The organism is Butyricimonas faecalis, from assembly GCF_003991565.1.
GTDB lineage: Bacteria > Bacteroidota > Bacteroidia > Bacteroidales > Marinifilaceae > Butyricimonas > Butyricimonas faecalis.
The window spans coordinates 2865329-2888556 of sequence record NZ_CP032819.1 but is presented as its reverse complement, the minus strand read 5'-3'; the positions used below and the strand labels follow the sequence as shown (position 1 = coordinate 2888556).

General features: G+C 43.1%; 16 protein-coding genes. 10 read left to right on the top strand and 6 right to left on the bottom strand.

Annotated features, from left to right (window positions below; genetic code table 11):
- Window positions 1-110 precede the first annotated feature (110 nt).
- Both D8S85_RS12455 and D8S85_RS12450 read left to right on the top strand, forming a co-directional pair.
- Window positions 111-605 carry an SRPBCC family protein gene (locus tag D8S85_RS12455; RefSeq protein ID WP_127075149.1) on the top strand — a complete coding sequence of 165 codons (495 nt, stop codon included), beginning with the start codon at window positions 111-113 and terminating at the stop codon, window positions 603-605.
- Window positions 606-643: 38 nt separating this feature from the next.
- Window positions 644-1867, top strand: coding sequence for a thioredoxin family protein (locus tag D8S85_RS12450; RefSeq protein WP_106480946.1), 1224 nt, complete (start codon window positions 644-646; stop codon window positions 1865-1867).
- 49 nt (window positions 1868-1916) lie between these two features.
- On the opposite strand, the gene D8S85_RS12445 is transcribed toward D8S85_RS12450, so the two are convergent.
- Window positions 1917-3350, bottom strand: a complete 1434-nt coding sequence (locus D8S85_RS12445) for a carbon starvation CstA family protein (RefSeq protein WP_106480945.1) — start codon at window positions 3348-3350, stop codon at window positions 1917-1919.
- A 308-nt stretch (window positions 3351-3658) separates the two neighbouring features.
- Window positions 3659-4696, bottom strand: coding sequence for a linear amide C-N hydrolase (locus tag D8S85_RS12440; RefSeq protein WP_106625087.1), 1038 nt, complete (start codon window positions 4694-4696; stop codon window positions 3659-3661).
- A 222-nt stretch (window positions 4697-4918) separates the two neighbouring features.
- Here D8S85_RS12440 and D8S85_RS12435 point away from each other — a divergent pair, with 222 nt between their 5' ends.
- The 8 genes from D8S85_RS12435 (at window position 4919) to D8S85_RS12405 (ending at window position 17267) form a co-directional block, all read left to right on the top strand.
- Entirely contained in the window at window positions 4919-5494 is a 576-nt protein-coding gene (locus D8S85_RS12435) for an RNA polymerase sigma-70 factor (protein ID WP_106480944.1), read from the top strand.
- A 78-nt stretch (window positions 5495-5572) separates the two neighbouring features.
- Window positions 5573-6715: a FecR family protein gene (locus D8S85_RS12430; protein ID WP_106480943.1), complete on the top strand. Its 1143-nt coding sequence runs from the start codon at window positions 5573-5575 to the stop codon at window positions 6713-6715.
- An 86-nt stretch (window positions 6716-6801) separates the two neighbouring features.
- Window positions 6802-10266 carry a SusC/RagA family TonB-linked outer membrane protein gene (locus D8S85_RS12425; RefSeq protein ID WP_158641570.1) on the top strand — a complete coding sequence of 1155 codons (3465 nt, stop codon included), beginning with the start codon at window positions 6802-6804 and terminating at the stop codon, window positions 10264-10266.
- A gap of 18 nt (window positions 10267-10284) precedes the next feature.
- Entirely contained in the window at window positions 10285-11655 is a 1371-nt protein-coding gene (locus D8S85_RS12420) for a RagB/SusD family nutrient uptake outer membrane protein (protein ID WP_106480941.1), read from the top strand.
- A gap of 27 nt (window positions 11656-11682) precedes the next feature.
- Window positions 11683-12816, top strand: coding sequence for a TlpA disulfide reductase family protein (locus D8S85_RS12415; protein ID WP_106480940.1), 1134 nt, complete (start codon window positions 11683-11685; stop codon window positions 12814-12816).
- A gap of 6 nt (window positions 12817-12822) precedes the next feature.
- On the top strand, window positions 12823-13908 hold the full coding sequence (locus tag D8S85_RS12410; RefSeq protein WP_106480939.1) for a peroxiredoxin family protein: 1086 nt from the start codon (window positions 12823-12825) through the stop codon (window positions 13906-13908).
- A 114-nt stretch (window positions 13909-14022) separates the two neighbouring features.
- Window positions 14023-14988, top strand: coding sequence for a hypothetical protein (locus tag D8S85_RS21900; protein ID WP_240648649.1), 966 nt, complete (start codon window positions 14023-14025; stop codon window positions 14986-14988).
- Window positions 14989-15014: 26 nt separating this feature from the next.
- Entirely contained in the window at window positions 15015-17267 is a 2253-nt protein-coding gene (locus tag D8S85_RS12405; RefSeq protein ID WP_228423215.1) for a hypothetical protein, read from the top strand.
- Window positions 17268-17355: 88 nt separating this feature from the next.
- On the opposite strand, the gene rnr is transcribed toward D8S85_RS12405, so the two are convergent.
- The 4 genes from rnr to rnhA form a co-directional block, all read right to left on the bottom strand.
- Window positions 17356-19638 carry a ribonuclease R gene (rnr, locus tag D8S85_RS12400; RefSeq protein WP_106480938.1) on the bottom strand — a complete coding sequence of 761 codons (2283 nt, stop codon included), beginning with the start codon at window positions 19636-19638 and terminating at the stop codon, window positions 17356-17358.
- Window positions 19639-20370: 732 nt separating this feature from the next.
- Window positions 20371-21267 (bottom strand): helix-turn-helix domain-containing protein, encoded by an 897-nt coding sequence (locus D8S85_RS12395; RefSeq protein ID WP_106480937.1) that lies wholly within the window; start codon window positions 21265-21267, stop codon window positions 20371-20373.
- Window positions 21268-21523: 256 nt separating this feature from the next.
- Window positions 21524-22492, bottom strand: a complete 969-nt coding sequence (locus D8S85_RS12390; protein ID WP_106480936.1) for an NAD-dependent epimerase/dehydratase family protein — start codon at window positions 22490-22492, stop codon at window positions 21524-21526.
- A gap of 108 nt (window positions 22493-22600) precedes the next feature.
- Complete coding sequence (gene rnhA, locus D8S85_RS12385) at window positions 22601-23089, bottom strand: ribonuclease HI (RefSeq protein WP_106480935.1); 489 nt, start codon at window positions 23087-23089, stop codon at window positions 22601-22603.
- Window positions 23090-23228 lie beyond the last annotated feature (139 nt).

Here is a 23228-nt window from a genome sequence, read left to right as displayed (position 1 = left end):
AAAAAGGGGCAGGGGGATGGCGTGTAAGGTTGGGAGTAATGCTTCTTCTTATCACACAGTTCTTTGCATGCATCTCCCTACTTCTTTTAGAATATTTAACGGTAAAGGAAATGAGAATATTACTTAGTTTTGTATTGATGTGCTGTATGTCCGGGTTGGCTTCGGCACAAATGACGGCAGCGAAGAAAATACCACCTGCTATTGAGAAAAAGATCGTGTTGAAAGCATCTGCTCAAAAAGTGTGGGACTACATCTCGGAACCGGCAAATTACAAGAAGTTTTCGGGCGTGAAGGAATTTACTTGTGAGGAGAAGGCTTTGAATGCTAAAATCGAGTTGACCGGGAAAGATGGTAAAAAAAGGAGTCAATATATCAGCGTGATTGATTATGATGTCTTCAAGATTTGTTATTTTATTACCCGATCGGATTACACGGGTGATAAACAGTGGGTTTATGCTTTTGAAGTCCATCCCAAAGGAGACAAAAAATGTGAGGTCGTGTTGTCTGTTTACAATGGGTTTGACGAACTTTCGCCTGAATTCAAGAAAGGAATGACCGAAGAGTTCGATACGATTATTACCAGTTTGCAGAAAAAATTTAAATAGTGATATTACGAGAGGATGTTCAATTAAAATTTTATGTAATGAAGAAATTATTTGTATTAATCGTTTTGATAGCCGGAATTGTTTGGGGTGCAGAGGCTCAAAGCAAGGGGATTACTTTCGAACAGACGAAAGAATGGAAGAAAGTTTTGAAAAAGGCTAAGAAAGAAAAGAAGCTGATCTTTATCGATTGTTACACTTCTTGGTGCGGGCCTTGTAAGATGTTATCATCGCAGGTGTTTACCCGTGAGGACGTGGGAAATCAGTTTAATGCGGATTTCGTGAACGTGAAGTATGATATGGAAAAGGATGCGGATGGCGTGATATTGAAAGATAAATTTGAAGTGAAGGCCTTCCCGACGTTGGTTTTCGTGGACCCGAACACGCAGCAGGTAGTTCACAAAATGGTTGGAGCCGGTTCTGCCGAGTGGTTGATGGCAGGTGGAAAGATGGCGAAAGATCCCCAGAATAATTTGAACGGTCTGACGAAGCGGTATGAGGCCGGAGAGCGGAGCACGGATTTGTTAAGTCGTTATTTAACGGCATTATCCTCTGCTTACATGCAGGAAAAGCAAGGGGCTGTTGCCGCTGAATATTTGAATGCCTTGTCGGATGACGAGATTGTGACCAAGGAGAACTGGGAGTTGATTAAAAAGAACGTGAGCGATCCTCTGTCAAAACCTATACGGCAAGTGATTGCAAATATCGGGCGTTTTTATGAAGTGGCCGGTAAAGAAGTGGTAGACTATAAATTGGAAAATTCGATAAAGGGAGCCGTGGCAGAAATCATGTATTGGCGTCCGGGGAACGGGGAATTTGACGAGACTAGAAATGCCGAGTTAGTTAAATTACTTCAATCTTTGGATTATGCTTTTATCCCGGGATCTTTGGCTAGTTTATATACCGCCGAGTATATTCGAAAAGGTGATTATAAGGGAATGTTGAATAGTATGCATGAGGCGTTCAAATACAACGTGTTCAGGAATGGTGAGGACCAGATGTACTTCCAAAGTAACATTGAGGCTTTGACTGGTTGTGATGACAAAGCTCTCGTGCAGGAAGGTATCGATTGGCTTGATGCCAGATGTGCTCAAACAAAAGATTATTTCAGCAAAGCTAATTTGATGAATTCTAAAGCCCGTTTGTTGACTAAAATCGGAGACACGCTTGGGGCAGACAAGGCGAAGATGGAAGAAGAGAAATATAATAAAGAGGGAGAGAAGAGAAGCGGAGGAAAAGCCGTTAGAGCTATTCGAATGAATTAATAATATTTCCTTTATGTGATGAAGGCCGCTCGTATCGAGCGGCCTTTTTTTATTTGTTTTTAGTAATTTTCGTGATAAACAGAACGAAAAGACCGATTCCTACGATTGCTCCTACCGGGTAACTAATGGTGGGGGAAAGATGCAAACCACCTACTTTATAGGGGGCTATCAAGAAATAGGTTGTACATACGATACTTAAAAATGTAGCCGGGAGTGACATCATCCAATGTGCTTTCCCTTTTTTAGCTAGGTAGGTAGCTGCCGTCCACAGAGTAATGGTTGCCAACACTTGATTACCGATGCCCACGTATTTCCATATCGTGGAGAAATCCACGTTACAGAGCAGGTAGGCAACCACGAAAATTGGAACGGATACAATCAAGCGGTTCTTAATCGGTTTCTGGTTGAATTTCAAAGCGTCGGCAATGATCAATCGCATACTGCGGAATGCCGTGTCGCCAGATGTGATCGGACAAACAACCACCCCGACAATAGCGATGATTGCTCCCAAACGTCCTAACCATGAATTGCAGATCACATCCACGATTATAGCAGGCGTCTTTCCTGCCTCTGCTGCGGCGTTTAGACCTTCTGCTCCCCCGAAATAGGCCATTGCCGCGGTTGCCCAAATCATAGCCACGATTCCCTCTGAAATCATGGCGCCGTAGAAGATGGGACGACCGTATTTTTCGTCTGTCATGCAGCGTGCCATCATGGGGGATTGTGTGGCATGGAAACCGGAAATGGCCCCGCAGGAAATCACGATAAACAGCATCGGGAAAAGGATGTTGTTTGCCGGATCAGCGTGCATATTCTTCATCGTGTCGAAGGTTAATTCTTCAAGATAAAGTTTCCCGGTAAATCCCCCGTAAAGGAGATAACCTCCCACTGCAACCGCCATGAATATTAATGCCAGTCCCATGAAAGGGTATATTTTACCGATGATCTTATCAATGGGGAGTAACGTGGCAAGAATATAGTAGGCAAAAATGACATATAGCCAAGGTGTCATGCTCATGTTCGTCAAGTTTCCAAGCAAATCTGCCGGTCCGTTCACGAAAGAGACCCCAACGGCCAGTAATAAAAATCCAGTGAAAAACGTCATGAATTTACGCACGTTATTCCCAAGGTATTTCCCGACAATGTCAGGCAGGCTTGTCCCATCGTGGCGGATGGAAAGCATACCGGAAAAATAATCGTGAGTAGCACCCATAAAAATACAACCGATCACGATCCATACGTAGGCCATAGGACCGTAAGCCGCACCTAGAATTGCCCCGAAGATCGGTCCCAGACCGGCAATATTCAAAAACTGGATAACGAAAATTCGCCAAGGTTTTAACTCGTGATAATCCACGCCGTCTGCTAGGCGTTTCACCGGAGTCGCTATTGCAGATGAGGCTCCGAAGAATCGTTCAACAAATTTCCCGTAGGTGAAATAAGCAACGATTAATAAACCGATAGAGATAATAAATGTTAGCATTTGCTTTGGAATTTTTGCATGATCACAAAATTATAAAAAATGTAGTATATTATAATTCTTGAACATGAAAAAAAGAAATGCTGGTTTGTCGGGCTGCGAGCGAGGGTCTGTAGTTGTAATATAAAAATGACGGGACTATCTAACAAGTCCGTCTTTTAATGACAACCTCCCCTAACTCCTCCTTGCACAGGAGGGGAAACCGTTTGGTAATCAGTCCTCCCCCTGTGTAAGGGGGAGTTGGAGGGGGTAGCTTGTTGATAGGAATAAGATTTGTTAGACAATCCCTTTATCCAATCAGATGATTTTTGTTATAGTACTTCAAATAGGAATTTGAATGACGGGCTGTCTACCATATTTTTGGCTGCATTCCCGGCGTAAGTTTCTCCGTTTGCAAGGTTTAATTTCTTGATAGGTGCCCCTGCGGAAAAATCCAGGTCTTTCATGTTAATCCAGAATATATTGGGGGTCATCGTGGATTCGAAGAAGTACACCTTGTTCTTTTGGTCTGCTACAGTTCTCCATCGGGTGGAGGAAATATTAGGTTGTGCTGGAACGGAGATCCCGAGAGGAACCGATACATTCCGTATAACGCTAAAAACTCCGGCTACAGCCTCTCGTTGATTGTCAGTTTGTGGGATAACATTGATGTAAAATGATGCCCTGACAAAACGGTCTACAGCCCGATTCGTCCCCGGTAGCATCACTAATCCCCCGATTTGTTTCCAGTAATTATTTAACGTGATTTGTTGTTCGTAAGAAGGGGAGTTTGTCATAACCTGATATTCTTTTCCCTCATGTATGATGAGTTTCCCCTTGATGTATTCAAATATGGCACTATTCCCTGAGGCGTCAGAAATGGCCAAATGCAAGGTTGATTTCGCCCCATTCGGCATATCCGGTGCATCTATCCGGAATGTCTCTTTGCTTAACTCTTTTACAGCCTCGTCCACGGTTGCAAAATTGTCGAGTACGTACTGGGTCCAGATACTGATTCCCATGACCGGACGGGTATCATTGGGACGGTAATAATCGGATTCCGCCAGATATAAAAGGTTGGCCACCAATCCCTTTTCATTCATACCATCGGAAGTGCCAATGTCATATCCGGCCGTGATGACACTTCCGTATTTGGATTTCCAATGAATCGTGTTCCCCTTGTCCGCCCCCGCTCTTTCAATTCCTCTGGGAAACACGTAAATATTTGATTTTAAGTCTTCTTTCCAGTCCATGGTTCGACCTGTCACAACCATCCCGTTCTTACCGAGATATACTACACGGGTACAAGCTTGGGTATATGTTGTCAGCATTCCTGCGATCAATAATGTTGTAATAAATAATGCTTTCATTTCTATTCTGTTTGATTTATATATTAAACGAATAGAGTGTGCAATAGGTTTCTTAAAATTATGCAAGATGATAAAATTCTTTCCTATGTTGAAATGTTGGAAAGTTGATAATCTGGTCATTGATTTTTATATTTGTGCCATAAAAAGAATGTTCTGTGTAACGTATATTTGATCGAGTGAACATGTGGGGCTCTTTTTATTTTTAATCATAGATGTTATTTTATGACACCATTTATTTCAGTTGATATAGAGCGTTTAATACGTGGGGATGAGAAAGTATTTAAATCCCTGTTTGATCACTCGTATGTCGGGATGGTGCAGCGTGCCGTGTATTACACGAATGATTTGAATGCGGCAGAAGATATTGTTCAGGAGGTTTTCATGCGCTTATGGGAAAAACGTGAAGAGTTGAGGGAAATTCAAAATATTCAAGGGTATTTACTTTTTAGTATCCGGAATAAGTGTTTAAACCTTCTCGAACATCAGCAAGTTATGGATAAGTACCGTCAGTATTGCTTGCTACAAGAAATCTCGGATGACGAGGAAGAACCGGAGACTTTCATTGAAGAAGTTGGGAATCTATTGAACAAATTACCTGAAAAACGCAGAAAAGTATTAGAAATGAGTATTTTGGAATCGAAATCTTATGCAGAGATTGCAAGTTCTTTAAAAATCTCGTTGAATACGGTGAAAGACCATATAAAGAAGGCATACGCTTTTCTGCGGGAGGAAATGCGTAAAGATATTTCATCTCCCATACTTTTTTGTGCTTTCTACTATCGTGAAAAGTATGTGTGAAAAATAATTCTTTATTTTTTATTTTTTGAACCACTCGATTTATTTCTTTTCCTGTCTTTAGAATATAATACGGGAAAAATGGAAAAGAAATTAGAAGAAATAATCATGAAACAACTTGCTTCCGAGATATTGTCGGAAGATGAAAAAGTATGTTTTGAAGAGTGGTTTAAAACTCCTTCTCATCAAAGGTATTTTCGAGAGTTGTCGAAATTTCGTTCGGGAGTGATGGCCTATTCCGTGAAAGATAAAGTGGATCGTAAAAAAGCTTGGAATAAAGTTCGTCCAGTTCGGAAAATCTCTCGAGTACGTCAAGTGTTGAAGTACGCGGCCATCTTGTTATTGCCTTTAGGCGTGGGTCTTCTTTTGCTTACCCGAGAACAGGAAAAGGTGCAAACGGTTTATGTCGAGCCGACTGTTAAACCGGGAGGAAAGCTTGCCGTGTTGACATTATCTACCGGTAAACAAGTAGAACTTGTTGGAGGTGTTTCCGCTATAAGTGAACAAGGTGCGGAGATTTCAACCTTAACAGATAACGAGTTAGTGTATAAACAGGTTGAAAATAAGATGCCTGTTAATGAAGCTTATAATACGATCACGATCCCGCGAGGAGGAGAATATAGGCTTGTCTTGGCTGATGGTACAACGGTTTGGTTGAATTCGGACAGTTACATCCGTTTCCCGGTTGCTTTTTCTGGGGATAAACGTCAGGTTGAACTACGGGGAGAAGCTTATTTTGAAGTAGCAAAGAACGTGGAAAAGCCTTTTGTCGTGAAAATAAGCGATTATGATATCCGGGTAACAGGAACACAATTTAATGTGCGTAATTATTCCGGAGAAAGGGTGGCTACGACTTTGGTTGAGGGAAGCGTACAACTGGAGCGAGGAAAGGAAGTCCTGAAAATGCATCCCGGACAACAGGCCTTACTCGTTGATGGGCAATTGGTCATGAAGGAAGTAAATGTAGTGGATGTAATCGGTTGGCGAGATGGTACATTTAGTTTTAAAGAAGTTCGTTTGGAGGACATTATCAACGAATTGGCACGTTGGTATGATTTCGACGTGTACTATCAGGATACGGAAGTGAAGAATTATCACTTTACAGCGTGGTTCCGTCGTAACGCTTCTATTGCAGAAGTCATCGAGGTGTTAGAGAAAACGAAAAAAATCAAGATGAAACTGGATGGGAAAACATTAATCGTGCAGAAAAAATCAATACAATAAAAAAGACCGGAATATGTTGGCGCATATCCCGGAGGTAATTTAAATTCCCTTGGCGGGGAATCATGTTTAATCACAGCAACAAAGTTATGAAAAAAACAATTCAAAAATTGAACCGGATCATGATTAAAATGAAGTTGGCGTGTCTGGTCGTTCTGTTAACGTGTTCGGGACTAAGTGCGAAAGTCTGGTCCCAGCAGGAACGAATCAATCTGAAATTTGAACAAGTGACCTTTGTTCAATTATTCGATTTGATCCAGCAGAAAACAAATTTAAAGTTCGTGTTTAATCACGAGGATGTGCAGGGTTTCCAAGCAAATAAGCAGAATTTCATGGGTAAAACCGTAAGTGAAATCTTGGATGTGATTTTTCGAGGAAAACCTTTTGCTTATGAAATCTTGGCAGACCATATCGTGGTTTCCCGTGTGACTCAGGAAAAGAAACACACGATCAAAGGAAATGTTGTCGATGAGGCGGGTTTACCCCTACCGGGAGTGTCCGTAATCATCAAAGGAACCACGGTGGGAGTGGCTACCGATGCGGATGGTAATTTCCAACTGGAAATTGTTAAACTAGAAGGTGTTGTTTTACAATTTACGATGGTCGGGATGAAAATGCAAGAGGTGAAACTTGTTCCCAATCGTTTGTCCTACAACGTGGTTATGCAAATGGATGCGCAAGAACTGGGGGATGTGGTATGTACCGGTTATCAGACTTTAAAGAAAGTTAATACTACAGGATCTTTCTCTACGATTTCACCCCAAGCGATAGAATTGCGAGGAAGTGCAGGCTTGAATCGTTTATTGGAAGGTAAAGTCCCTGGTTTGACGATTTATAATAATGACGTTCGTATACGAGGTGGAAGTACTATTTCTGAAAAAGTGGGAACTAAACCGTTATATATCGTGGATGGTTTTGAAGTGGATGAACTACCGGAAAACATGGACCTTGTAGAACGAATTACCGTGTTGAAAGATGCGGCGGCGGCAGCAATATGGGGTACTCGTGCCGCCAATGGCGTGATTGTAATAGAGATGAAAAAAGGAACTGTCGGTCACAGTAAGTTATCTTATTCCGGTAATGTCAATCTAATGTGTAAACCTGATTTTGATGATTTGAATCGAGCAGACTCGAAAACGTTGGTGGATTATGATCTTGAAATGTTTGATAAAGAATTGATATTCGGAGGAATCTATGAGAATAGCGCTAATGGTTATTCCCCTTCTTTGGGTTGGATTTTCGAATATGAGAAGAACAACATTACTCGCGATCAGTTAGAAGAAAAGTTGGAAATTCTGGGTGGAATGTCCAATAAGAAACAGATCGAGGATAAATTGTTACGTACAGCAATACGCCATAATCATAACCTTTCCTTGAGCGGAGGAAGTGAGAAGTTTTCATACTTCTTGTCCGGAAGTTACACGGGTGAAAATTCTGTATACAAGGATGGAAGTAGTAAGAATTCTATAAATATTTTATCTAAAAACACCTATGTGGTTACACCTAGAATCTCCGTACGGGCGGACTTGAATGCAGTTTATGGGAAAGAAAATCATGGATACGATGTAAAAAGTGTTATTAATACGATTTTGCCTTACCAAATGTTAGTTGACGAAGAGGGAAACCGGGTAAAAGATTACGCGAACTTTAATATCCAAAAAAATCAGGAGTTAGTAGAAGAAGGCTATAAAGATTATGGATTCAACGTGTTGGATGAAATTGATTTGGCTAATAATAAGACCAATAAGTTCGGATTACGGGCGAAAATGGGGCTTGACATAACCATATTGGATGGGTTGAAACTTTCTGCCGATTACCAGTATGAACGGACGCATAGTGAGACCAAAAATTTGCAGGATGAAGAAACATATGCTGTTCGGGAGCAATTGAATTATATGACAAATGTGGAAAATGGTAAACTCGTGAATCATTTACCTATGGGCGATATTTTGGACATGAAGAATGAGGACTTGACTGCACATGCTTTAAAAATTGGGGGTATATTAAATCGGAATTTTGGTAAAGAAGGAGAACATTACGTGAATGTTGTCGCCGGTTTCGAATTACGCAAGCATACCTCCAAATCTAATTCTTATCGTAAATTGGGTTATGATGATGAATTGTTGTCTTACCAATTATTTGACGAGCAAGAGTTAGCTAAAACGGGGATTGACGCTTGGGACATGTATAAGCATACTTATGATGCCAGTTATTATGACAAATTTTCATATCGGGATAACCGAGAAGTATCTTACTATGGCTCTGCCGTGTATACGTATGATAGTCGTTACACGTTGAGCGGAACGTTCCGTATTGATGAGTCCAATTTATTCGGGGCAGCGAAGAAATATCGTCGTAACCCCTTGTGGTCAGTGGGTTTAAGTTGGAATGTACACGAAGAAGATTTTTTCCATTCTAATGTTATCAACCGTTTAGCCCCTCGAATTTCTTACGGATTAACGGGTAATTTCGACCGGAGCGGGTCATCTACTCCTTTGTTGACCGTTAGGAGAAGTTTCAATAGTGCGATCGGTGCTTATCTATCACGTGTGTCAAATGCTCCGAACCCCAAATTGAGATGGGAACGGACAAAAACGTTAAATATCGGAGTCGAGACAGAATTGTTTAATCGTTTGTCAATCGTGTTGGAATATTACGACAAACGTAGTTACGACTTGTTGGGAAATGTTCAAATCGATCCGACACTTGGGTTTAGCGGAGGGTATATTAATGCTGCCGATATGCGTAACCGGGGAGTTGAAATGCAGTTAAATGCCGAAGCCCTGCGTCTGAAAGATTTCTCGTGGTTTGTGAACTTTGTTTTTGGGTATAATAAAAATAAGATTACGAATAATAATATTTCGGATGGAAATCCGGCTTATAACCGCACCCATGCTGTTACCGAATTTGTTAAAGGTTATCCGCGGGAAGCATTGTGGAGTTATCGTTGGGCTGGATTGGATGAAAATGGTAATCCTCAGACCTATGATGCGGAGGGAAATAAAACTCGTACTCCTGTAGCAGAATCTATTGAATGCAATGGAACCTATCGACCGAAATATAGTGGAAGTCTTTCAACAGACTTTAAATATAAGAACATCCTCTTGTCATTTGCTTTTGTCTATAACTTTGGGCATGTCTTCCGTATTGCCTACCCTACGATGAACCCTCTGGAAGGGACTGCCGATTTGAGTGCATTTGTTGCCAAACGTTGGCAAAAGCCGGGAGATGAGAATAAGACGGATATTCCGGCAACATTGACATGGGAATCCTATGATGGAATGAGACAACATCTAGCCTCGTACTCGTCCAATAGTGTTCGCAAGGGAGATTTCATTCGTTTGCGGGAGATCACATTGAATTACGAATTACCTTCTCAATTAATCAAGAAAACGCCATTTTCTCGTGTAAGCCTAACAGCACAAGCAAATACCGTGTGGATGTGGACGAAAAATAAAGAAGGGTTTGATCCGGAAGTAGTTGATCCGATTCATGGAACGTTGGGATTGAGCGAGGCTCCTTCTTTCACGTTAGGTTTAAGAGTAGAGTTCTAACCGGAAAATTGAAATGTTATGAAAAGAATATGTAATATAGCTTTAGCGATTATTTTGTTATGTGGATGTGACTCTTTTTTGGATGTGACTCCCAAGGGAAAGTTGCTCCCTGAAAAAGTGCAGGATTTTGACGAGATGATCGGGGATTCCCGTAATCCGTCATCAATCAACCCTCTTGCAGAAATGTGTGGTGATAATCTTTATATGACGGAGGAACGCTTAACAGGGAAAATGATGTCAGAACAGGGAAAAGCCTACACGTGGCAGGAAGAATTTTATCTTCCGGAAGAGGACGATGCGACATGGAACAGTGCCTACGAGATTATTTACACGTGCAATCTGGTATTACAGGAAACTCCCAAAGCAAAGGAGGGATCAGATGCTGATCGAGCACGAGTAATGGCGGAGGCCCGGGTGAATCGTGCTTTTTACTATTGGTATTTACATTCTTGTTATGCTCCGGCTTATGCTCCGGAAACGGCTGCAGCGGACTTGAGTGTTCCATTGGTATTGGAACCTGATTTGGAAGCCAAAGTGAAGCGGGCTACTTCCGATAAAGTGGTTACACAAATATTGGAAGATTTGAAGAACGTGGCTATGGATTTGCCTGAAGAGAGTATTTCGGTTTATCATCTTCCTCGTATGGCAGCATTTGGTTTGGCGGCTCGGGTGAACTTGTTTTTCGGAAATTATGATGCAGCATTGGAGAATGCGGAAGAAGCGTTGAAATTGAACAATAAGTTAGTTGATTACAACACATTCAGTTTTAAGAATGAAGGAAAACCTTCCGGGGGAATCAATAATCGTCCTATTCCAAGGGAATCGCCTGAAATGATTATGTATCGTTCTACTAGCTTCCAATCAATCCTTTCTTCTTGTTGTATGTCACCCGAACTACTCGATCTTTTTGATACGGATGCCGATTTGCGTTATAAATTTAATTTTACCGTGCTCGATAGATCCGGGAAGCCAATAGATGAACCTTATCCTTTGTTCTTGCAAGAACTCGATTATAATATAGGAGTTCCGGAAATGATGTTGATTAAGGCTGAATGCTTGGCCCGAAAGAAAGACCCGAAAGCCTTGAACGTGTTGAATGAATTACGTAAAAAGCGTATCGCTACAGATAAATACACGGATCTACCGGAAGTAAATGGCGATAAATTATTGGGCGTGGTGTTGGAGGAACGGCAACGGGAATTGGTATATAGTGGAGTACGATTCTTTGACATGAAACGTCTGGCTAAAGAAGGGATATATACCCGAACACTTACTCGTCAATTCAAAGAAACGACGTACACTCTTGCACCCAATTCGAACAGGTACATGTTCCCGATCGCGGCAAAAGTACGGATATTGAATAATGGTATAGAACAGAATCCAAGATAGGCGAATAAATAATTAAAATCATATTGTATGAAATCATTGTATGTATTTTTTGCACTGTTTTTTATAGTGTTGGCGGCTTGTGCTGTCGAAAAACCGGTAAAAGTTACCGGGAATATAAAAGGCTTGGGAAACAACGAAGTAGTTCTTTATACTTTCGATAATAAAGAAATGGCGCGAACGAAGGGCGTGAATGATAAATTTACCTTGGAACTTACCGTGGACACGGATTACGGTCAACCTTTTTTTATACATTTCCCTTCGATTGCCCCGCTTGGACCTTCTATGAAAATACCGACCATGATGCTTTTTGTAGATTCGGATCAGGTGGAAGTGACGGGATTTATAAATGAAAAAGGAATCAACAAAGAGAGCATTAAAGGATCACCCTTGTCGCTGGCTTATGAGGCCGTGTTTGCAAATTTGCCGGTTACAAAGGAATTGAATGAGGCTATCCCTATCTATAATAAGGCTTTTCATGAATATAACGTGGTGTCCATGACGGATGAAAATCTAGCTATATTGAAAAAATGCAGTGCCAAAGTGGATTCTTTACAGGATCTACAAATGCAACAACTTTTTGCTTCCATTCCTACTGATCCTAAAAACAAGGCATTGGCCGTGATTATCAGCTCGTATGCGGCATATCATGACGTGGCACAACAGGAAGCCTTGTTGAATCAATTTGATGCTTCTATCCGGCATTGCTACGGGCTAGAGAAAATGCAACAACGGATAGACTTAATAAAGAATTGTGCTGTTGGTGCCGTTGCTCCCGACTTTGAATTGAAGGATACGTCTGGGAAAATGGTAAAACTATCTTCTTTCCGGGGAAAATACGTGCTTATGGATTTCTGGGCTTCCTGGTGCGGACCTTGTCGTAAGGCATTGCCTCTCGTGAAAAAAGCGAATGAAGAATTTAAGAACAAAGGACTTCAGGTAATCGGGGTTTCTGTCGACAAAAAAACAAAGGACTGGGAAAAGGCCTTGGAGGAAGAGAACTTACCTTATTTGCAATTGCATGATCCCGAAGGAATAACTGGGAAATTGTATAATTACAACGGGATACCTTTTATTATTCTGATCTCTCCGGAAGGCATTATCTTGGAGAAAGAATTGTGGGGAGATGGAATTCGGGAAGCCATCACGAAATATATAAAATAAAGTAGAATGAAGTATTTGTTTTTATTCTTGGTTATTGCGGTCTGCGGTTGTCAATCCGGGCCGCAAGCCCGTTTAAACGGGAAATTCGGACAAGGGATTAAAAGTAAATTTATAGAGGTAAAGATGCCGAATAGTCATCGGGACAGTGTCCTGTTTACCATTCCGATGAAGGACGATGGAAGTTTTTCCTGGACGGGAAGTTTGCCCGAGGGCACGATGTTGGTACTCGACTTGTATAAAGATTATATCTCTATTCCATGGTATGCTGAAAGTCAGAATTACACGTTGGAAAAGAGCGGAGAAAATTATTATTTGGTTTCTTCCCTGGAAGAATCTTTGCAAAATCGATTTACAAAATTTCGTAAGGAACAAGATCAACGGGAAACGGCATATAATATGGAATGTAGGGGGTATGAAACAATTACCGATATGGAAGAAAAAGTCCGGTTTTCAGATCGAATGGGCAAAATATTTGACGAAAATCAAGAGTATCTACTTTCCGGGATTCGTCAATTTGCAGGGACTCAGATCGGCGACTTTCTCGCGGATGAGAAACTTTATCATTGGGAAGTTGATTATGCCGGTTTTACCAAAGTGATGGAGATATTGAACGGGCAAATGGCAGAAACCCCGATGAAGAATCGTTTAACGACAGCTTATGCTAAATTGAAGGCAAAACAGCTGACAGGCATGGCTCCGGATTTTGAATTGCCCGATATGAAGGGAAAACTCGTTCGCTTATCCTCTTTCCGCGGTAAATATGTTTTAGTGGATTTTTGGGCTTCTTGGTGTGTGAGTTGCCGGCAAAATAACCGGGAATTATTTAAGTACTATCCGGAATTAAAAGCGGCAGGCCTGGAAATAATTTCTGTTTCTTTGGATGACGATCGGGCTCTATGGATCAAGGCTGTTGAAGCGGATAAAATAACTTGGACCCAATTGATTGATCCAAAGGGTTTCAAGGCTAGTGAATTGCGTAAGTCTTATAAATTTGACTCCCTTCCGACCGTTTATTTAATCGATCCTCAAGGAAACATTGTAGCGAAAAAACCAACCTTGGAACAACTGCGTGAAATCTTGACTGATTGCTAATCTCTCCCCCTGTGTAAGGGAGAGCTGGAGGGGTAGTTCTCTGTATTTTTATTATTGCTGCCGATATTGCTAATTTTATTCCTACCTTTGTTTTGTACTAAAATAAACTTTATCATGGAAACAACGGCTTTAAAGGCAGCTATCTCTTACGAGAGTAAGCTGGTAAGAAGAAATTGGCTATTCTATTTCTTCATTTTCGGCGTATTAGGCATTTTGAGTGTTCTCGTTCCTTGGACACGAGATTGGATTTTTTGGGAGAATGTTGCGTTTGCTTCTTCCATTCCTATACGTGGAATTTACTTTTTGAATCTATTTCAATCGTTAATCGTTATTTTTATTATTTGTGATCTTGAAAGGAAGCGAAGAAAAGCTGAAACCCGTGACGTCCTTTCCGCACGACCTATCGGCAACAGGCAATCTGTGCTCGGGGAGCTTCTGGGCATTCTTATCCCGTTTTTGATTGTAGATATGGTTTTTATGATTGCCTGTGTGGTTATCGGTATGATCATTCCTGATTCACCGATGAACATTGGGGTGAACCTTTTTTATCTGCTCACGCTTATGCTGCCCGCGCTTGTTTTTATCACCGGGCTATCTTTGCTTGTGAACAAATTGTTCAAACAGCCTTTTGTCTGTTGGGTAATCTTGACTGCTTTTCTTTATTTCGCTTGTAATTATGGTGTAACGCCCCTTTATGGAATATTGAATTTTCGGGGTAGCTTACTTCCAAGTTCTTTTTCCACCTTGATCGGATTCGTGAATCTTGAGGATTACTTGCTCCAGCGGACGGTTTTCTTGTTCTTGGGAATCAGTTTCCTTTGTTTCTCTGTTTTGTTTGTAAAGAGAAAATCCAACACCTCCGATCGAAAACACTATCTGATTGTCCCTGCTTCCCTGTTTCTGGCTCTATCCTTGGTGCTCGGGGGCGTTTACGTCGGAAAATTTCAAACTCGTCAGGAAAATAGAATGGCGTACCGTGAAACGTTCCTGAAGTACAATGAATATCCCACCTCACGCGTGCTTACCCACGACGTCACGTATCGTCCCGGGGGAGAAAAATTTCGGCAACCAGCCGGATGAGTATCCGGAACCAGAAAAAGGTAAAAATGGATAAGCTTTTGCTCTTTTTGAACCCGGGATTGGAAATCGGTAAAATTGAATCCAATGGACAAAACCTTCCTTTTAGCAGGGATTACCAAGTGATTCTCATCGATCATCCTTTGGCTCCCGGTGGAGATATTGAATTGGAGATTGAATACGAGGGAGGCATTGACGAGGATATCTATCAGGTAAACATCCCCGATAACGAGTTTTTTTCTCCCATTGCTCCCTATGCACAAAAAGAAAACTATGGCAGGCGCAAGGCTTTCGTGTCGAGCGGCTTTACGCTGCTTGTACCGGAAGTGATGTGGTATCCGATGACAGTCCCACCTGTGGAGTTGCAGGCCGCTAAAGAAATTAATTTCACGGATTATACCCTTCATGTTAAAAACCCGGGGGAAATGACTGTTTTATCTCAAGGAACCCCCACGAGGGAAGGAGATAACATTACATTCAATAATTTGCAAAACTTGACGGGCTTAAGCCTTTGCATGGGAATGTACGAGAAAAGAGCGGTTACCGTCGATTCTGTTACCATCGAGTTTTATACCTACCCGGGGAATGATTTCTACCTGAAGTATTTCGATGAATGGGATGACCTGAGAAAAGATAATCCGGATCGGGAAAAGAAGTTGCTGGAAATCGTGAAACGGAGTAAAGATGTCGTCGAAGGTGGCAAACCTAACCCCTATCCTTTCAAATACCTAAAGTTGATAGAAGCCCCCTCGTCCTTATCCTTGCTCGTCACAAGATCGTTCAGTAATAATGTTCAACCGGAGATCGTGTTCTTTAGTGAACGGCTGTGTAAAGTGGAGACACCTCATCCCGGTTTTTATACCGGTGAACCTGACAGGGGAGTGAGCGTGCAAGATTTTCTGTTGGATAACAAAATTCCCTTCGATTTGAGCATGATGGGTGTAAATCATCTTTTCTCGAATTACAGTAGTAGCATCACGTCCGACACCTATCAAGGCATAGAGTTGATATTCAAAGAAATGATAAACTCTCGAAGTATTCGGGATAAAATAACCCCGCAAATGTTAGATCATATCGCGGAAAAAGGATTGGAAGGAGTGATCTCGGGAGAGTATAGCGGGGAACAAGGCACGCTCGTTACCTTAAAAGTTTCATCTTTATTGGGCTATCTCACAACGATTACCACGTGGGATTCTTTAACCCGCTTTATGCAGGAATTTAACGCGGGTACGCGTTTCCGGGATGTCCATTTCGATTCCTTTATCGAGGGATTTGAACAGCGTTTCGGGCAGGACATTAAAGCCTACCTGGACGAGTGGTACACGAGTAAACGGATACCCTTGTTAACGATAAAAGATATATCTCGAAAAACAACAGACGAGATGCAAATCATTGATTTTAAAGTAGGAAACTTTAGCGATACGGAAGGCGTTGTTTCCATTACGACCGGTGAGTATCAAATCGGTGGCCAAATGATAAATTATTGTCGAAGTTACCTGATCAAACCCGGGGAGTGTAAACGAATTGTCATGCATGAAGACATAGGCAAGCGCCTGCAATTGACCACGAATTTCTCCGGATGCTTCCCACGGGATATTTCATTCGATAACAGAAACTTTCCATGCTCTGGTGCCGTGCCGGCCGAAAGTGTTACCTTGCTCGAAAGAAATCAATTCTATCCCCCGGGAGAAATTGTAGTTGACAACGAGGATGAAAACTTTCACGTGATTGACTCCTCAAACAATCGGAAACGATTGGCCGATTTAATCAAAAAAGAGAATGGTGAAAAATACGTTACTTTGCACAAGATTAAGGCTAACGCGTGGAATCTTACTTTATCTCAGGAATTTTGTGGCGGGCATATTCGTAGCGGTTTCATAAAAAAAAACGGAACGGGGAAGTGCAAGGCGGAATGGGTGGCAAACCTTCCGGAAGCGGGAAAGTATGAGATATTTATCCATCGGCCTCATATTATCACGTATGGGGAAGATACGGGAACAACAGATTATCCTGGGATGAAAAATTACTATACCGTCTATACGCCCGAGGGCGGGAAAGAAATCGTCTTGGAGGTCCCGGAAGACGATAATCGACTCGTCTACGAGTATTCCTTATCGGCAGAAGAAGCTTGGGTATCATTAGGCACATTTTCCCTACCTGCAGGAGAATCGCGTGTCGTGTTGGATGACCGGGGTATAGCTCCTATTACGGATGAAAAATTTCGGAGTACGTATAGTCAACTGGTAGTAGCCGATGCCGTTAAATGGGTGAAGGTAAAATGAGGGTGCCGAAAAAGTCTTGTTGACGAGACATCACTATCCCCACCAACTCTCCCCTTGCACGGGGGGAGAGTTAAAATACTCTTCATCTTCAATGACTCTTCCTCTTCTTCTCTTTCCGTCTCGTTGGAGCGTTTCCCCGTCTTCCCCGTCGGAGCTTGCGTTCCGGGCGTTGGCGATGGCCGGAGGCTTTGGGAGGGACCACCTTTGCCGGGGCGGCAGTTGTGGTACTCGTGCTTTCCACGAGAGCGAAATCAAGCTGACGGGCAACCAGATTGGCCTTTACCACTTTCACGAGCACCTGATCACCGAGTTGGTACACTTTCCGGTGGTGGCGGCCCACGATGCAGTAATTCTCCTCGTCGAACTCGTAATAATCTCCTTCCAGCTCATTGATGGCAACGAGGCCTTCGCATTTCGTGTCATTCAGTTCCACGTAAAAGCCCCATTGCGTCACGCCGGAAATCGTTCCCATGAAATTCTCTCCGAGTTTGTCGCTCATGAACTCGACTTGCTTGTACTTGATGGAGGCCCTTTCCGCGTTAGAGGCGACTTGTTCCATGTCGGAGCAATGCTTGCACATCTCTTCATACTTCTCGGCATTGGCAGAGCGTCCACCGTCGAGATAACGTTGCAACAAGCGGTGGGTCATCACGTCCGGGTACCGACGGATCGGCGACGTGAAGTGTGAATAGTAGTCGAAAGCCAACCCGTAGTGTCCCACGTTCACCGTCGAGTAGGCGGCCTTTGCCATGGTACGGATGGCCAGTGTTTCGATCATATTTTGTTCCGGGCGGTCCTGCACGTCTTCCATCAATTTATTCATGGAAGAGGATATTTGCCGGGGAGTACTCGTGCGTAAACGGTAGCCGAATTTGGCAATAAAGCGGTTAAAATCTTCCAGCTTTTCGGTGTTCGGTTGCTCGTGAATACGATACACGAACGTTTTGGCTTTCTGTCCTTCCTTGACCTTCCCGATTCTTTCCGCCACCTTCTTGTTGGCGAGAAGCATGAACTCCTCGATCAACTTGTTGGCCTCTTTCGAACGTTTGAAGTACACGCCCGTGGGTTTTCCCTTCTCGTCAATATCAAAGCGAACCTCGATCCGGTCGAAAGCGATGGCGCCGTTCTGGAAACGGACAGCCCGTAACTTCTGGGCCAGATCATTAAGGGTTAATATCTCTTCTTTGTAGTCGCCCTCGCCCCCCTCGATCATGGCTTGTGCTTCCTCGTAAGTGAATCGGCGGTTTGACTTGATAATCGTCCGTCCGAACCATTGATTGATAACCTCCGCCTTGTCATTCAACTCGAAAACGGCCGAGAAACAAAGTTTTTCCTCGTTGGGGCGTAGCGAACACAACCCGTTGGACAAGTGTTCCGGTAACATCGGGATCGTGCGATCCACGAGATACACGGATGTGGCACGGGTGTAGGCTTCCTTGTCCAGCACCGAATCCGGGGTCACGTAGAAACTGACATCCGCGATATGCACGCCGACCTCGTAATTCCCGTTTTTTAATTTTTGGAGCGAAAGGGCATCATCGAAGTCCTTGGCATCCTTCGGGTCGATCGTGAATGTCGTGATTTCCCGGAAATCTCTCCGCTTCTTGATCTCCTCTGCCGGGATGACATCTTTTATCTTTTTGGCAGCTCTTTCCACGCTCGCGGGGAATTGCACGGGCAACTCGTATTCCGCCATGATGGCGTTCATTTCCGTGTCGTTATCTCCCGGTGTTCCGAGAACTTCCAGTACTTTCCCCACCGGGTTCTTTTGGTTCTCCGGCCACTCGGTGATCTTGACAATAGCTTTTTCCCCGTCCTTGGCCCCGTTCAAATCAGCCAGGGGAATAAAAATATCGTAAGGTAATTGCTTGCCCGTGGGAACGAGAAAGGCATATTGTTTGGAGCATTGTATGATGCCCACGAATGTTTCTTTCTTGCGTTCCAGGATTTCCACCACTTCCCCCTCGGGGCGTCTTTTGGAACTCCGGGCATAGAGCAGCACTTTTACCTTGTCTCCATTTAAGGCGTGATTCAGACCCACTTGGGGAATGAAAACATCCTCCTTGCAATCGTCCGAGATCAGGTAGGCGGTGCCTTTTGCCGTCAAGTCGATGGTTCCGGTAACGTAAATGGTGTTTACCTTGAATTTGAATACCCCGGTTGATTCCTCCGTGAGCATGTTGTCATTTTTCATCTCGTTGAGAACCGTCATGATCAATTGTTTGGCATTCATATTCTTGATGCCTAATCGTTGGGCTAGTTGCTTGTAATTGAAATTTTGATCGGGGTTACCGGAAAATATATCGTATAATAATCGGTGTAATTCTTTTTTACCGATGTCTCTCTTGCTTTTTTTCTCTTTCTTTGGCATAATCTAAATCGTAAAATATCGGGTGTGGGCGCCGAAAGCACGCTTGTCCCTCTTAAATGAAGTTACTAATGTACAGTTTTATTTTCGTATTTTTATATATAAAGTTTCAAAATTTCTATTTTTCTTTCCGAGGAGATGTATAGACGATTTAAATGCTTTTTGGGGGAACGTATTTTGATTTTTTTTCGAGCGATTATTGTTGGCATTGCGAATAGCTTGACAGTTAAATAGTTATTCATAACGTTTTTTATAACGGGATGTGGTATACTTCAATATCAATAGCGGATCACTACCATGTAAAGCGCTATTAAAGCGCTATTAGAACGCTATTAAAACGCTATACGGAATAGCGTTCTAATAGCATTTTAATTGCTTAGTTATAATTTTTTATTCGGAAGTGATCACGATGTGCTCCGTTAGGATTGATGTAATGATTATGGAACAAGGGATTTAAACGGTTTATCGTGGGGAGAAAGAGGTGATAAGGAGGAAAAGTCCCTTTAGGAGGGAGGTTACTACCCCCCTCCGACTCCCCCTTGCACAGGGGGAGGGCTGGTTACCAAGCAGTTCTCTCCTCTCTATTAACAGAGGAGAAGCTGGAGCTTCTTCCCGAAGATTGGGTGTATTTTAACTCTCCCTCTGTTTATAGAGGGAGTACCCCGAAGGGGGGAGGGAGTTGGAATATGGAGTTTTAATATTCCCCCGAAGCACCTTGTAATTATCTTTAAAAAATCAATTCTGGGCTCGGAACTCGTTGGGCGTGCATCCGGCCACCCGTTTGAACATCCGGCTTAAATGCTGGGGATATTGGAATCCCAGGTTGTAAGCGATTTCGCTCATCGTCTTGTCCGAGGAGAGTAAATTATCCTTGGCTCGTTCGATGACCTTGGTTTGAATGTATTCCGAGGCGGTCTTTCCGGTTTGCTTGCGGATCATATCACCGAAATAATTCGGGGAAAGAAAGACTTTGTCCGCGAAGTATTTGACCGATGGTAAGCCTTCTTGTTGTGGTAGCGGACCATCGAAATATTCATCCAGCAAGCGTTCGAACCGGGCGATGATATCGTTGTTTTGCTGGTTACGGGTAACAAATTGCCGGTCGTAGAAGCGGAGGCAATAATCCAATAACACCCCGATGTTTGCCGTGATTAGGCGTCGACTGTGTTTATCGATGGAGTGCTCCAGTTCTGCTTGTATTTTGCCCAAGCAATCCATGATGGTTTGGCGTTCCTCTTCGGAGAGGTGTAGGGCTTCGTTGGACTCGTAGGAAAAGAACGTGTAGTTGCGCATCTCTTGCCCGAGAGCCGTGCCCCGGATAAGGTCGGGATGGAACAGTAGCCCGTGGGCCGCGGGGCGAACTCCGGAAGGCATGTTAACCCCGGCGATCTGTCCCGGGCTGAAACTGACGATGGTGCCCTCTTGATAGTCGTAAAGTTGTCGCCCATAGCGGATGTCTCCACATTTGACGTCTTTCAGGAAAAGGACGTAGATGCCGTAATTAAAGACTGCTTTTGTGGGCCATCGGGTGGCTTGTGATAAATCGACAACGCTGACTAACGGGTGGCGGGTTTCCAATCCGAAGAGCTTGTTATAGTCGTCTATGCTGTTTATTTTCAGTACCTCTTCCATGTTGTTCGTTATTAACTATTCACAAAGATAAGATATTTTATCGGAAAAATAGTTGATGTGTTTTCATGTTCCGTAATTCGGGTATGAATTTCTGTAAATCGTATACAGGCGGGCTGTCTTTCTTGAGGAGAGGAGGGATCGAGGTGTTCCGGGTATCCGGCTTCTGAAGGTGAAATTGGAAAAGCAATGGAAAGGAACCGTTGTGGATGTATCGAAAAAGAGCCACTTTTAAAAAGCGGCTCTTTGTTAGATATTGTTATTTGATCAATCCTTTGTCGAATTTTTCTTTTACCTTGATCAACATATCGTTTGTCATGCTGGTAAGGTCATATTTCGGAGCCCAGCCCCATTCTTCGCGGGCGCAAGTGTCGTCCATGCTGTTTGGCCAGCTGTCGGCGATGGCTTGTTTTACCGGATCAATCTGGTAGTCCATCTTGAAGTCGGGGAGGTGTTTGCGAATTTCGGCAGCAATTTGTTCCGGCTCGAAACTCATGGATGCGATGTTGAAACTGTTCCGGTGTTTTAATTTGCTAGGATCGGCTTCCATCAACTGAACAACCGCATTCAAGGCATCCGGCATGTACATCATGTCCATGTAAGTTCCTGCTTTCACGTTGCAGGTGAATGAGCCTTTGCGGATGGCGTCGTAGTAGATTTCTACGGCATAGTCCGTGGTTCCTCCACCGGGAAGGGTCACGTATGATATCAAGCCCGGGAAACGCACGCTACGGGTGTCAACGCCGAAACGGTTGAAGTAGTAGTCGCTTAAAAGTTCTCCCGTTACTTTGCATACGCCGTACATGGTCGTGTTGGAACGTTGTAGGGTGTCTTGCGGAGTTTTGTCTTTCGGGGTGTCTTTACCGAAAGCACCGATGGAACTCGGGGTAAACACGGCGCAGTTGTTGTCTTTCGCGATGTATAAAGAATTGGTTAGCGCACCGATATTGATGTCCCAAGCTAGTTTCGGGTTCTTTTCTCCCGTGGCAGACAACAAGGCAACCAGGTTGAAGATGGTGTCGATGTTGTATTTTTTCACGATGGCACTGAAACTTTCCCCGTCAAGAGCGTTCAATTCTTCGAATGGACCTGCTTCTGCCAATACTTTACATTTTTCGGCACTGATATCAGCTGCCACTACATTGTTGTTTCCATAAATGGATCTCAAGTGGGGTACCAGTTCGGAACCGATTTGTCCCCCTGCACCAACGATTAATATTTTTTTCATCTCTATAAGTTTTTGTGATGAACGATGTTACTTTTCCTAGTTTTAGATTGTAGCGCGAAAATAGTTATTTTAGCATCTTATTGATTAATAATTGTCAATTTTTTTTGTCTATTCACTGAAAAGTTGTTTGTCAGAATTTTGTTCTGCTTCATAATATTCATCAATCTGCAGGTTTGGGGCTTTGTAGGCGGCCACGGCGAGTTGGTCGCAACGTTCGTTTTCCGGGATGCTGGCGTGTCCTTTTACCCAGATGAATTTCACGTGATGCTTGCGATAAAGGGCTAGGAATTGTCGCCAGAGATCGGGGTTCTTTTTCTTTTTGAACCCGGTCTTTTCCCAGCCGAAGACCCAGCCTTTTTCGACGGCATCGACCACGTATTTCGAGTCGGAGTAGATGGTTACGTTGCTTCCTTCAAAACGTAGGGCAGCAAGGCCGATGATGACGGCGAGCAGTTCCATGCGGTTGTTGGTGGTCCGGCGAAAGCCTTCCGACAGTTCTTTGCGATGGGAGCCGGCCATGAGTACGACCCCGTAACCTCCCGGTCCGGGGTTACCGCTAGCGGCTCCGTCTGTGTATATCGTGATATTATGTGACATATATTTGTTTTTGCGCCGTAAAAGTAAGTATTTATAAGGTATTTGTTTGTACCGATGAAAGCAAATGTAGTAATATTTGGTTAAAATTGTAAAGTATAAAGGTGTCGACTTTCAGAAAAAAGTTGTTACTTTGCATGGT